Raw genomic sequence first — 12,126 nt, forward strand, 5'->3', positions numbered from 1 at the left:
GCGAATGCGGTAGTTCAGCCAACTATTCTGTGGCTGATACAACGCATTCGCGAGCAAGCCCGCTCCCACATTTTATTCCGGTTCCTTCAGCGAGAACCGGGTTACTTGCCGGGAGTAAGGGTCAAGCGGGTTTTCCCATACACCTTGTCAAAGTTCTGCGGCTGCATCGGGAAGCTCAGGTATTGCGCCTTGAGCGCCGCATCGATGCCGTTCGCATAGTTCGGGCTGGCCGGGTTGCCGGATTGGCCGATGCCACCCTGACCCATCATCGGTTCGACTTGGCTGAAGTCGACGATCATGCGCAGCGCCGGCACTTGGGTGGTGACAAAATCCTGCCCCCAGCTGTACGGCGCCGGGTTCAGGGTATTGTGGTCGCCGCCACTGGCAAATGGGCCGCGGATCACCTGGCCATTGGTGTTTTTCCAGGTGGTGGTGTGCAGTTTGCCCCACTGCCAGGCCTTGTGATCGCCACCCAATTGGCTGTCGCCAGCGGTGATGGCGGCGGCAAGGCTGCGGGCGAGGATCGCCGGTTTGTCTTCTTTTTGCGCGGTGCGCACGTCGTCCCAGAACGGGCTGTCTTCGCGGCCCAGTAAGTGGTCGGCGTTGGCGGAATAGGACAGGTTGGCGTTGCTGACAAAGGCTTTCCAGCTGGCGCTGTTTTCCGGACCGAGTTCGTCGAGGAAGATCTGTTTGGTGCTTTCCTGCAGGAACAGCTCATAGATCGCCGCATCGCCGGAGGTCGGTGCCAGGCGGCCATCAAACGCCATCAAGCGACTGAGCGCTTCGCGTGCCTTCACAGCTTCGGCTGCCGGCAGCGCATCGATTGCCTGTTTCAGCGGCTGGGCCATGCCCGGCGCCAGGAACATGGTCTTGAGCTTGGCGGCAAACGTGGTGGTCTGGTCGTACTGCATGGCGATCATGCTGCGGCTGTCATGCTTGCCGGCGTTGGCCAGTTGCGCCAGGCGCTCGCTGCGCTCCGGGGCGTCCCAGGAGTTGGACAACTGCATGCCATAACCGCGTGGCGCGGTGCGCTGGTTGGCCGTGCCGATCCAGCCGTGGGTCGGGTCTTGATCGTAAGGGTGCAGCATCGCGTCGGCGTAGCCGTCCCAGTCAAAGCGCGCGTCCCAGCCCGGCGAGGGCAGCAGGCCTTCGCCTTCGCGGCGGTTGGGGAAGCGACCGGTGACTTGCCAGCCAATGCTGCTCGCGTCGGCAAAGATCATGTTGAGGGCGATGGCGCGGATCTCCCGGGTCGCGTCCGAGGCCTTGCCGGCGCTTTGGGCGCGGGACAAGTCGAAGAACGCGTCCAGGCTCTTGTCGTCCTTGAGGTCGGCGGTTTGCAGGGCCAGGCCGAACCCGGTGGTGAGTGCCTGGCTGCTGTTGAGCAGGGCGCCGTGACGGGTTTCGTACACCACTTCGCGAATCGGCCGCTGGCCCTTGGCGAAGTAGGTTTCGTTACGCACGGCGGCCGGTAGCCATTTGCCGTTGTTCTCGTAGTACAACGCGCTGCCTTGGCGTTTGACCTTCTCCAGGAACAGGTCCTGGGTGTCGCCTTTGACCGCGCTCATGCTCCACGCCACTTTGCCGTTGAAACCGGACAGCAGGGTCGGCAAACCGGCAATCGAGACGCCGACCGCCTGGTATTTCGGCGCACGGATTTGCACGTAGTTCCACGGCGACGGCGCTTGTGGCTGGGCTGCCAGGTCGCTGGCCAGCAGGCTTTTGCCACTGCGGCTGCGTTGCGGGCCGATCGCCCAGTTGTTGGAGGTGGTGACGGCCAGTGCGTTGAGGCTGTTCAACTGCTGGCCGATGCTTTCAAGCCCGGCAAGGCCGGTGATCTGGCCAAGGTTCACGCCCTTGAGCTTGTCGGCTTCGTCCATCGGGATCGGCTCATCCGGCGCACTCGGCGTGAGCCAGGCGAGCTTGTCGGCACCGACCTTCTGCGCCAGCACCAGCGACGAGAGTTCTTCCTGCAAGTTGCTCGACTCGCTGAAATTCAGCAGGCAGAACAGCAGCGCCGAATCTTCCGGCTTCCAGTACTCGGGCTTGTAGCCGGTCTGGGCCAGGTCCGGCGGCAGCTTGTCGCGGTAGCGGAACAGGTAGGCGTTGACGCCACGGGCATACACCTCAAAGAAGCGCTTGAGGCGCGGCGACGAAGCGTTGTACAGCTCGCCGGCGCTTTTTTTCAGGTTGACCGCACGCATGAAACGGTCGACATCCAGCACTTGCGGACCGGACATTTCCGCCAGGCGGCCTTGAGCCAGCAGGCGCAAAGTGACCATCTGCGTGATGCGGTCGCTGGCGTGTACATAACCGAGGCTGAACAGCGCGTCATGGAAGGTGTTGCTTTCGATCAGCGGCATGCCTTGGGCATTGCGGCGCACCGACACATTCTGTGCCAGGCCTTTGATCGGTTGCACGCCGGCCACCGGCGGCAGGGTGTCCTGGGTGCTCTGGAGCTGGCAACCGGCCAGGCTTAAAGCACTGGCCACTGCCGCGGCAACGCCGAACCGGGGGATAAAGTGTGAGAGGGCTGGCGAGGCCATGGCAAAGCTCCTGCGGGGGGTAGCGTCATTAAAGGCGCTACGTTAGTGAGCGCGGCGAAACGACGCAAGCAGGATCGTTCCCACGCTCTGCGTGGGAATGCATTTTGTGACGCTCTGCGTCACGCTTTTTTGGGGGGACGCGGAGCGTCCGGGGCGGCATTCCCACGCGGAGCGTGGGAACGATCCTCGGCCGATCAGGATTTTGGCGGGTTCACTTTCTGCACCAGTTCATACGCCCGAACCGTCGCAGGCCGTTCCTTGATGCTGTTGAACCAGCGCTGTACATGGGGGAAATCCTCCAGACGCTGGCTCTGCCACTTGTGGGAAACAATCCACGGGTAGATGGCCATGTCGGCGATGCTGTAGTCCTCGCCCGCTACGAATGCGCGATCCGCCAGGCGCCGGTCCAACACGCCGTACAGGCGCGCGGTTTCGTCCACATAACGTTTAATGGCGTAGGGGATTTTCTCCGGTGCGAACTGGCTGAAATGATGATTCTGGCCCGCCATCGGCCCCAGCCCGCCCATTTGCCAGAACAGCCATTGCAGCGCTTCCTGGCGCCCGCGCAGGTCTTTTGGAATGAATTGGCCGGTTTTTTCCGCGAGGTACAGCAAGATCGCGCCGGATTCGAACAGCGAAATCGGCGCGCCGCCGTCGGCCGGGCTGTGATCGACGATGGCCGGGATGCGGTTGTTGGGAGCGATCTTCAAGAAGTCCGGCTTGAACTGGTCGCCCTGGCCGATGTTGATCGGGTGCACCTTGTAGGGCAGGCCGGCTTCTTCCAGGAACAGCGATACTTTGTGACCGTTGGGGGTGGTCCAGTAGTACAGGTCGATCATGAAGCTCTCCAAATGAGCGAATGCCTGTCTCTATAGGTGATGATCAAGGGGCAATAATTCAATCAAACATTTACGTCTAACCTTAGAAGCACATCACACCGCACCATCGACCAACACCTGCAATGACTGCTGCGAGCAACGCTCAATGCGCACCTGTACGCCATAGACCTGCGCAAACAACGCCGGGTCGAGCACTTCATCTGCCACGCCGCTGGCATATAGCCGGCCCTGGCGCAGCACGGCAATATGGTCGGCGAAACGTGCAGCCAGGTTGATGTCGTGCAGCACCACCACGGCGATCAAGTGGTGCTCGCGCACCAGCGCGCGCACGCAGTCCATGACTTTTAATTGGTAATTGAGGTCGAGCGCGCTGGTGGGTTCGTCGAGCAGCATCACTTGCGGGCGCCGCGCAATCAGCTGCGCAAGGCTGACCAATTGGCGCTGGCCGCCGGACAACATGCTCAGCAGTTGATCAGCCAAATGCGCGATGCCGATACGCTGCAACGCTTCGAAGGCTTCGCGCAGGCAGGCTTCGCCGGACAGTGGAATGCCGTCCACATTGGCCACACGCAGCGCGGCGATCACGCTTTCCATCACGCTGAGGCTCAGGCCCGGCGGCAGGTTCTGCGGCATGTAAGTCACGCGTCGCGCACGCTCGGCCACCGACATGGCTGACAGGTCAAGGTCACCCAGCCTTACCACACCTTGCATCTTTTCCAGCCCGGCGATGGCCCGCAGCAGCGTGGATTTGCCCGCGCCATTAGGGCCGATCAAGGCAGTGAGGCTGCCGTGGGGCAGGGTCGGCAAGCTCAGATCATGCACGATCTGCCGACGCCCGTAGCGGACAGTGGCGTTGTGTACCGATAACCCCGCACTCATAACTGCCTCCCGCGCTTGAACACCAACACCACAAAAATCGGCACGCCTACCAAGGCGGTGACGATGCCCACCGGCACAATCACGCCGGGCATGATCAGCTTGCTGGCAATCGACGACAGCGCCAGCAGCAACGCGCCGGTCAACGCACTGGCGGGCAGCAGGAAACGCTGGTCTTCACCCACCAGAATCCGCGCGATATGCGGCCCCACCAAGCCGATAAAGCCGATGGTGCCTACAAACGCCACGGCAGTGGCCGACAGCAGGCTGATACGCAGCAACGAAAAAAAACGCAGGCGTTTCACGTCCACGCCAAAGCTTTGTGCGCGGTCTTCGCCCATGCGCAGCAGGGTCAGGCGCGGCGCGGCGGCGAAGGAAAACGGCAGCACCACGGCGACTACAAAGGCGAGGATGCCGAGCTTGTCCCAGTTGGCGCGGGTCACGCTGCCCAAGGTCCAGAACACCAGCTGTTGCAACACATCTTCGGTGGCCACCAGTTGCAGCAAGGCCACCACGGCGTTGCAACTGAACACCAGCGCGATGCCGAACAGCACCAGGCTTTCCACGCCCGCACCGCGCAGGCGTGACATGGCTTGCAGCAAGAATACCGAGGCGGCGGCAAAGATAAACGCCGAGATGGAAATCGCGGTGTTGGCCGACACCCACAGCGTGGTCACCGGAAACACGATGACCAACGACGCGCCCAAGGCCGCCGCCGAGGACACGCCCAACGTAAACGGGCTGGCCAGCGGGTTATTGAGGATCGCCTGCATCTCGGCCCCGGCCAGCGACAGCGCGCAACCCACCAGCACCGCCATCAACGCGTAGGGCAGGCGCACGTTCCAGATGATCACCTGGTCAGTGGCGCTCAGATGCGACGGATGCAGGATGCCGTCGAGCAACGCCAACAGGCCCATGCCCGACGGGCCGCTGGCCAGGTCCACCAGAATGGCGCAGACCAGCGCGATGCCGAGCAGCGCCAACAGCCAGGCACGCCGGGCCAGCAAGCGGCGATAGCCGTGAGTGGCGCTGGCAAGGTCGAGGGTTTGAGTGGTCATGGGGCTCACAAGGTCTTAAAAACAATGAACATCCAAATGTGGGAGCTGGCTTGTCGGGTCGCCGCATCGCTGCGATTGCGGAATATCAGTCACCCTTTTATTGACTGACACACCGCTATCGCAGGCAAGCCAGCTCCCACACTGACTGCATTCCTGCAGGGCGATTGGGGTTACTTGGTTTTGGCGTCAATCCAGTAAGCACCCTGCAACGGCATCCCCAGGAACTGCTGGTTGATCTGTTCCATGGTGGCCTGCGGATCAAGTTTGGCGAACAGTTCCGGGTGTACCCATTTGGCCAATACTTCAATCGCCAGCAGGTTGTACGGCGAGTTGTAGAAGTCATGCCACAGGCCGTGGGCATTGCCCTCGCGGATGGCACGCAGGTTGGCGAACTCCGGCCGCGCCAGCACACGATCAAACGCCTCGCGGGCTTCATCGGTGCTCACGCCAGCGCCGAGAATCAACCCCGGTTTGTGATTGCCGGTGGCCACGTACACATCCGGGTCGGCCTTGAGCGCGTATTCAACACTGATATCCCCCAGCGCACCCGGCACCACATCGGCGGCGATATTGCGCCCGCCGACCAGCTTGATCACTTCACCCATGCCGCTTTTGCCGGTGGTGTGCCCCGGCGCCTGCCAGGCACCGGCCAGCAGTTCTAGGAACACACTCGGGCGCGGGCCGGCCGGCAAGGTGGCAACGGCGTCGGTGATGGCCTTGATGTGCTGGTCATAGAAACCCAGGAACGCCTTGGCCTGGGCTTCACGGCCCAAGGCCTGGCCCAGCGCGTTCATGCTGGTGTGAGTGCCTTGCACCGGGTTGATGCGAAAGTCGACGAACAACACCGGGATGCCGGCTTTGGCCAGCACGTCTGCCACCGCGCTGTGTTCGGTCGGGCCGTGGCCGGAAATGCTGAACACCGCCAGGTCTGGTTTCAGCGAGAGAATTTCCTCAGCGCTGACACTTTGCTCCGACGCTTGCCCGATCAACGGGATGTCTTTGACCTTCGGAAACTTCGCCACATAGGCGTTGTAAGTGTGCTGGTCCAGCAGCTTCAAATCATTCTGCCAGCCGACGATGCGTTGGAACGGCGCGTCCTTGTCGAGCAAGGCAAACGCCGAAATCAAGCGGCCTTCGCCGAGTACCACCCGTTTGACGTGGTCTTTGACGTCGACCTTGCGGCCCAACACGTCGGTGACTTCATGGGCGGCGGCAGTTTCGGCGTGGCCGAGGACCAGCGCGGCGCACAGCACGCCAAGCTTGATCACGTTACGAGGTTTGAACATGCAAAGGACTCCGTGTGAGGGACAATCAGAATTCATAATCGACACTGGCGGTAAGCGTGCGACCGGCGCCCGGGATGCCGTAGAGCTGGAAGCCGTCAAGGGACGCGCCGACCTGGCTGTAATAGAACGTGTTAAACACGTTGTTGAGGTTGAGGTTGACCGTGGTGTCCTTGTTCACCTTGTATTGCGCCGCCAGGTTGCTCAGCCAGTAACCCGGGGCTTTTTCGTGGTCGCGGGTGTAGATCGCATACACACCGGATGGGCCGTTGGCGTAACTGCTGTTGTTGTTCAAACCGCCGACATACTTGTTGTCGCTGTAGCGGCGACGGCCCACGTATTGCTCGCCGTAGCTGAGGCTCAGGGCGTCGGTGACGGCGTAGGTGGTCCACAGGTTGGCGGTCAGGTCGGGAACGTTCTTGGCTTCGGCGCCCTTGTTGATGCCTTTGGTCTGCGTGCTTTTGAGCGCCGAGAAGCCGGTGTAGGCAGTCCAGCGCGGGGTGATGTTGCCTTGCAGGCCGAGTTCGATGCCGTCCACACGCTTGGCGGGCAGGGCGCGCACCGGGGCGGATTCGCCGTCCTGGTATTCCCAGGCGTTGTCCAGTTCGGTGCGGAAGATCGCCGCCGTGACATTGAGCATGTCGTGGGCAATGTCCCACTTGGTGCCGATCTCGTAGGTTTTCGATTTGGCCGGGCTGTAGTTGCTGGTGGTGGACGCGCCGTAGATCTGGTTGTTGGTGGACGCGCCCAGCGCCGACGGTTGTGCCGCCTCGCTGTAAGACACGTAGATGCTGCCGTTCGGCAATGGCTTGTACACCGCGCCGACGCGACCACTCACCGCACCGTCGGTGCTGCTGATGTCGGCCTGGCCGCGCTGGCTGGTTTGCGCGCGCCAGTTGTCGTAGCGCAGCGAGCCGAGCACTTGCCATTGCTCGTTGAGGGTGACGGTGTCGCCCGCGTAGATGCCGGCGTTATCGATCACTGAGCGCGGGTCGCCTTCGCCTTTGGTCACGTAGGTGCTGGTGAAGCTGTGGCTGGGGTCGTTCATGTTGAAGAACATGTCGCCGGCCGGCACTTCGGCGTTGCGTTTCAGGCCGCCATACGTCTCGTGATAGAACTCCAGGCCACTGACCACGGCGTGCTGCAGGCTGCCGGTGTTGAACGTGAAGCTGAAATCGGTCTGGTTATCCAGGATGGTGTAGCGCTTGGACAAGCCAAAGTCGCTGCCCCGCAGGATGCCGTAGCCGGTGTTGCTGTTGTTCACGTAGTCGGTGTAGGCATTCACCGTGCTGCCGGGCACTTGGCTGATTGGCCCTACGCCGGTGTAGCCCAAGGTTGCACAGCGGGCGCCAGTGCAGGTTTTTTTACCGCTTGCATCGGCGGCGAAGAAGCGTGCCGGGGACAGTACGGCAAAGTTGTCGCTGCGTTCCCAACGGGTCTGGTTGCGCAGGTGGGCGTCGTTCCAGTCAAAGTCATGCTCGAAGCGAGCGGTCAGCGAGGTGGTTTCGTTCTCCTGCGTATAAAGGCTGGAGTCGCCGTACCAGTTGGAGCGTTTGACGCCGGGCATGCGGTGGCCGTCGGTGCCGCGCTGGATCGGCACGCCGCCGTCCGGGGTGTTGGTGTCTTTCTGGTAAAAGGTGTCGACGAAGAAGCGCGTGTCGGTGCCCAGGCCGAAGCCGAACGAGGTGGCGATGCCCCAGCGGTCGTAGTCCACGTCGTCGCGGTCGGCCACTTGGTTGTAGTGCTTCATCAGGTTGATGCGCACGGCGGTGGTGTCGTTCAGCTGTTTATTGAGGTCGGCGGTGAGGCGACGGTAGCTGTCGGTGCCGATCCCGGCGGACACCTTGTTGGCGTCGCCCAAGTGCGCTTCTTTACTCACCAGGTTGACGCTGCCGCCCACGGCGGAAACGCCCGACTCGATCGAGCCGGTGCCCTTGAACACTTCGGCCTGTTGCAGGTTGAAGGTGTCGGTACGTGTGGACATGCCCGCATCGCGCACGCCGTCGACGGTCAGGCTCTGCTCGGAGGAGAAACCGCGGATCGAAAACAGATCGCCCCAGCCCAGGTTGCCTTCGCCGGACATGAAGGTGATGCCGGGCACGTTGCGCAACACTTCCTGCAAGGTCTGCGCGTTCTGCTCCTTAAGTACCTGCTGCGGCACGATGGTCACGCTTTGCGGGGCGTCGAGCAGTGGCTGGCTGATTTTGGCCGAGGTCACGCGGTCGACTTTGAACGTGGAGGTGGCTTCCTGGCCGTCGACCTTGATTTGCGGCAGGCTTACCACCGAATCATTGGCCGTGGCGGCCGGCGCATCGGCCCAGGCGGTCGGCGCAACACTGCCGGCGGCGAGGAAACCGAACATCGGTGCCAGGGTGGTGTGCAGCGTGTGACGTTGGGGCGTGGGCAATGACATAGGTGATGATCCGAGTCTAAATTACAATTACTCTCATTTAGGTTCGGTAGTCTAAAGAGCGATTCCGCCTGCCATGCCCTGGCTTTGTATCGCTGATGCGTGATTATGGTTTCCCACAACATTCCATTACATTTGCGTGTATCGCTGGATGAACTTTCGGCTATCTCCTGCGTTTTGAGTTTTCGGATTGACTGCCCATGGCCAAGCTTGACCACCTGCTGATCGTTGATGATGACCCGCAAATCCGTCAGTTGCTCTGCGACTACTTGAGCGACGCCGGTTTTCAGGTGTCCACCGCCGCCGACGGCAAGGAAATGCGCCGCCGCCTGGCGCTGAATGTGATCGACCTGATCGTGCTCGACCTGATGCTGCCCGGCGAAGACGGCTTGAGCCTGTGCCGCGAACTGCGCGTCAGCTCCAACACGCCGGTGGTGATGCTCACCGCCAAAGGCTCGTTGATCGACCGCATCGTCGGCCTGGAAATCGGCGCCGACGATTACCTGCCCAAACCGTTCGACCCGCGTGAGTTGCTGGTGCGGATCAAGGTGGTGCTGCGCCGGGTGCAGAGCTTTCCGGACCGCGCGCGGCTGGACGAGGCGCCGAGTATTCGTTTTGCCGGCTGGCAACTCGACACACGAGCGCGGCAATTGCTCACGCCCGAGGGCGTGGTGGTAAGCCTGGGCAACTCGGATTACCGCGTGCTGCGCTTGCTGTTGCAACACCCGAACCGGCCGTTGAGTCGCGACTTTTTGCTCAACCATGTGTTCGACAAGGACAGCACGCCGTTCGACCGCTCCATCGACGTGTGCGTCAGCCGCCTGCGCTCGCAGCTGCCGGCGGGGCTGATCAAAACCGTGCGCAATGAGGGTTACATGCTCACCGCCGATGATGTGGTGCTGGAGTCGTGAGACTGCTGCCGCGTTCGCTGTTCGGGCGGCTGGTGCTGATTCTGGTCAGCGGCATGCTCGCGGCCCAGGCGCTGACCAGCAGCATCTGGTACGACCGTCGGCATGGCCAGGTGCTGGAGATTCCTGCACGGCTGATCGCTACGCGCCTGGCAGACGTGGTGCGTCTGGTACACAGCGACCCGCAACAGGCCGACCAGTTGATCAAACTGCTCAATACGCCGCACTTTCAGCTGACCTTAAGCGATCAGGCCAGCAGCACGCCGAGCACGTTGACCGACAGTGACCGGCCCACCGAGCGGCTGATCAAGCAGGTGCTGTCGCAGAAAACCGGTTATTCCCAGACCCTGATGTTGCTGCGCCTATCCCTGGTTGATGGCGAAGGGGAAAGCGCCGGGCTTTCGACCTTGCTCAGTTCCAAGCCGGTAGTCGGGCAGTTCCTGATCGACCTGCGCTTGCCCGATGGGCGCTGGTTGCAGGTGGACGCCAGTGAGGAGCAGGGCTGGACCAGTACGTCGCCGCTGGATTTGCTGTTCGACTACGTGATGCGCATTTATTTGCTGCGCGTGCTGGTGCTGGTGATCATCGCGCTGGTGGCGGTGCGCCTGGCCATCCGCCCGCTCAATGCCTTGGCCAAGGCCGCCGAAGCCCTGGGCCGGGATATCCAGCGCCCGCCGTTATCCTTGGACGGCCCCGCCGAAGTGCGCCGCGCGGCCCAGGCGTTTAATGCGATGCAGCAACGTCTGATCGCCAACATTGCCGAGCGCACGCGTTTTCTGGCGGCGATTTCCCACGACCTGCGCTCGCCGATCACACGCCTGCGCCTGCGCACCGAGATGCTCGAAGACACACGCACCAAGGAGCGTTTTCGCAGCGACCTGGAAGAAATGGAACACATGGTGTCCAGCACCCTGGATTTTGTCAGCAGCGGCGAAATAAACGAGACGCGGCAGAACATCGACATCAATGCCTTGCTGCAAAGCCTGCAGGCCGACCTTGAAGACGTGGGCGAAAGCCTGAACATCGTCGGTCGCGCCCGGCAACCGCTGCCGGGCTATGCGCGCAGCCTCAAGCGTTGCGTGCAGAACCTGCTGGAAAACGCGGTGCGTTATGGCCGAGAAGTGGTGGTGCGGGTTGAGGATCAGGCGGACAGCTTGAAAATCGTCATCAGCGACCGTGGCCCGGGGATTCCCCAGGAGCAGTTGGAGCAGGTGATGGAACCGTTTTACCGCATCGAAGGCTCACGCAACGCCGACACGGGTGGTTACGGGCTTGGGCTGAGCATTGCACACACGATTGCGCGGGCGCATGCGGGGCGGTTGAGTTTGAGTAATCGCGAGGGCGGCGGGTTGGAGGTGGTGCTGCAGTTCCAACGCAAATCCTGAGCTGCAATGCGATCCCATGTGGGAGCGGGCTTGCTCGCGAAGGCGGTGTATCAGTGACGAAAGTATTGACTGACACTGCGCATTCGCGAGCAAGCCCGCTCCCACATTTCGATCTACGGTGCGTTTACGCCCCGTGGCACTTCTTGAATTTCTTCTCACTGCCGCACGGGCACGGATCGTTGCGACCCACGTCCTTCAACGCGTTGCGCACCGGCTCCTGATGAGCGTGGCCGCAGTTCGGGCCGTGGACATGGCCGTGGTCGTGATCATGGCCGTGATCATGGTGATCGTGATCGTGGTTGCAGTCAGGACCATGGACATGGGGTTGCTGAGTCATCGATGTCGCTCCGGAATAAAATCGCCGGGGATTATCTCGCCATTGTGGGCGACCTGCACGTCATTACCGATGAATAATCCGGTTTTCAGCTCACCTTCCAGGCGATACGGCACGGGTTTGGTCGGGTTTTTGAGCATTTGCACCACATCGCGGATCTGCGGCCAGAGGTTGGTGCGCACCTTCACCCGAAAAAACCCATGGCTGCGTGGCGGTATGGTCAGCCACTCGTTGGACTCGCCTTCGGTGAGCACAAAACCGCCCAGGCTGACCTTGTAGATCAGACCGCGCACCGTGAGGTCGGCGTCGTCGCGGTTGTCCACGCGAAACCACAGTTTGAATTTCTGCTCCAGCAGCTTGGCCCGCACCACCTCGACTTTCACCAGGGCGACGTGGGGCGTAGGTGCATCGTCTGCAAACCACGACGCGCAGCCGCTGAGACTCAGGGTCAACGCCAGCATCAAGCTGTACATCCGAAGCATGGCGTTTT

General features: G+C 61.8%; 10 protein-coding genes. 2 read left to right on the forward strand and 8 right to left on the reverse strand.

Annotated features, from left to right (window positions below; translation table 11 throughout):
* Positions 1-101: 101 nt before the first annotated feature.
* The 6 genes from ACTD9P_RS12855 to ACTD9P_RS12880 all read right to left on the reverse strand — a co-directional run bounded on the left by ACTD9P_RS12855 (position 102) and on the right by ACTD9P_RS12880 (position 9,012).
* Positions 102-2,543, reverse strand: a complete 2,442-nt coding sequence (locus ACTD9P_RS12855; RefSeq protein ID WP_438867981.1) for a penicillin acylase family protein — start codon at positions 2,541-2,543, stop codon at positions 102-104.
* 194 nt (positions 2,544-2,737) lie between these two features.
* On the reverse strand, positions 2,738-3,382 hold the full coding sequence (locus ACTD9P_RS12860; RefSeq protein WP_438867982.1) for a glutathione S-transferase N-terminal domain-containing protein: 645 nt from the start codon (positions 3,380-3,382) through the stop codon (positions 2,738-2,740).
* Positions 3,383-3,475: 93 nt separating this feature from the next.
* The gene (locus tag ACTD9P_RS12865) at positions 3,476-4,261 is read right to left on the reverse strand and encodes an ABC transporter ATP-binding protein (RefSeq protein ID WP_438867983.1); all 786 of its coding nucleotides are present in this window, start codon (positions 4,259-4,261) and stop codon (positions 3,476-3,478) included.
* Positions 4,258-5,316, reverse strand: coding sequence for a FecCD family ABC transporter permease (locus ACTD9P_RS12870; RefSeq protein ID WP_017137179.1), 1,059 nt, complete (start codon positions 5,314-5,316; stop codon positions 4,258-4,260). Before ACTD9P_RS12870 ends, ACTD9P_RS12865 begins: the two co-directional genes overlap by 4 nt.
* 170 nt (positions 5,317-5,486) lie before the next feature.
* Positions 5,487-6,602, reverse strand: coding sequence for an ABC transporter substrate-binding protein (locus tag ACTD9P_RS12875; RefSeq protein WP_438867984.1), 1,116 nt, complete (start codon positions 6,600-6,602; stop codon positions 5,487-5,489).
* Positions 6,603-6,627: 25 nt separating this feature from the next.
* Positions 6,628-9,012, reverse strand: a complete 2,385-nt coding sequence (locus tag ACTD9P_RS12880) for a TonB-dependent receptor (protein ID WP_438867985.1) — start codon at positions 9,010-9,012, stop codon at positions 6,628-6,630.
* 197 nt (positions 9,013-9,209) lie between these two features.
* On the opposite strand from ACTD9P_RS12880, the gene ACTD9P_RS12885 reads away from it, so the two are divergent.
* Positions 9,210-9,920, forward strand: coding sequence for a response regulator (locus tag ACTD9P_RS12885; RefSeq protein WP_056857506.1), 711 nt, complete (start codon positions 9,210-9,212; stop codon positions 9,918-9,920).
* Positions 9,917-11,302, forward strand: coding sequence for an ATP-binding protein (locus tag ACTD9P_RS12890; protein WP_438867986.1), 1,386 nt, complete (start codon positions 9,917-9,919; stop codon positions 11,300-11,302). Before ACTD9P_RS12885 ends, ACTD9P_RS12890 begins: the two co-directional genes overlap by 4 nt.
* Positions 11,303-11,426: 124 nt before the next feature.
* On the opposite strand, the gene ACTD9P_RS12895 is transcribed toward ACTD9P_RS12890, so the two are convergent.
* Positions 11,427-11,639 (reverse strand): SEC-C metal-binding domain-containing protein, encoded by a 213-nt coding sequence (locus ACTD9P_RS12895; RefSeq protein WP_082463548.1) that lies wholly within the window; start codon positions 11,637-11,639, stop codon positions 11,427-11,429.
* Entirely contained in the window at positions 11,636-12,118 is a 483-nt protein-coding gene (locus ACTD9P_RS12900; RefSeq protein ID WP_438867987.1) for an LEA/WHy family protein, read from the reverse strand. The genes ACTD9P_RS12895 and ACTD9P_RS12900 overlap by 4 nt, the downstream gene beginning before the upstream one ends.
* Positions 12,119-12,126 lie beyond the last annotated feature (8 nt).

The organism is Pseudomonas onubensis (assembly GCF_965653655.1).
In the GTDB taxonomy this organism is placed as follows: Bacteria; Pseudomonadota; Gammaproteobacteria; order Pseudomonadales; family Pseudomonadaceae; genus Aquipseudomonas.

What these genes read in the sequence shown, in the direction of transcription:
- ACTD9P_RS12875 (WP_438867984.1), bottom strand. Translation starts at nt 6,602, where the DNA reads ATGTTCAAACCTCGTAACGTGATCAAGCTTGGCGTGCTGTGCGCCGCG.
- ACTD9P_RS12885 (WP_056857506.1), top strand. Translation starts at nt 9,210, where the DNA reads ATGGCCAAGCTTGACCACCTGCTGATCGTTGATGATGACCCGCAAATC.
- ACTD9P_RS12865 (WP_438867983.1), bottom strand. Translation starts at nt 4,261, where the DNA reads ATGAGTGCGGGGTTATCGGTACACAACGCCACTGTCCGCTACGGGCGT.
- ACTD9P_RS12860 (WP_438867982.1), bottom strand. Translation starts at nt 3,382, where the DNA reads ATGATCGACCTGTACTACTGGACCACCCCCAACGGTCACAAAGTATCG.
- ACTD9P_RS12880 (WP_438867985.1), bottom strand. Translation starts at nt 9,012, where the DNA reads ATGTCATTGCCCACGCCCCAACGTCACACGCTGCACACCACCCTGGCA.
- ACTD9P_RS12870 (WP_017137179.1), bottom strand. Translation starts at nt 5,316, where the DNA reads ATGACCACTCAAACCCTCGACCTTGCCAGCGCCACTCACGGCTATCGC.
- ACTD9P_RS12900 (WP_438867987.1), bottom strand. Translation starts at nt 12,118, where the DNA reads ATGCTTCGGATGTACAGCTTGATGCTGGCGTTGACCCTGAGTCTCAGC.
- ACTD9P_RS12855 (WP_438867981.1), bottom strand. Translation starts at nt 2,543, where the DNA reads ATGGCCTCGCCAGCCCTCTCACACTTTATCCCCCGGTTCGGCGTTGCC.
- ACTD9P_RS12895 (WP_082463548.1), bottom strand. Translation starts at nt 11,639, where the DNA reads ATGACTCAGCAACCCCATGTCCATGGTCCTGACTGCAACCACGATCAC.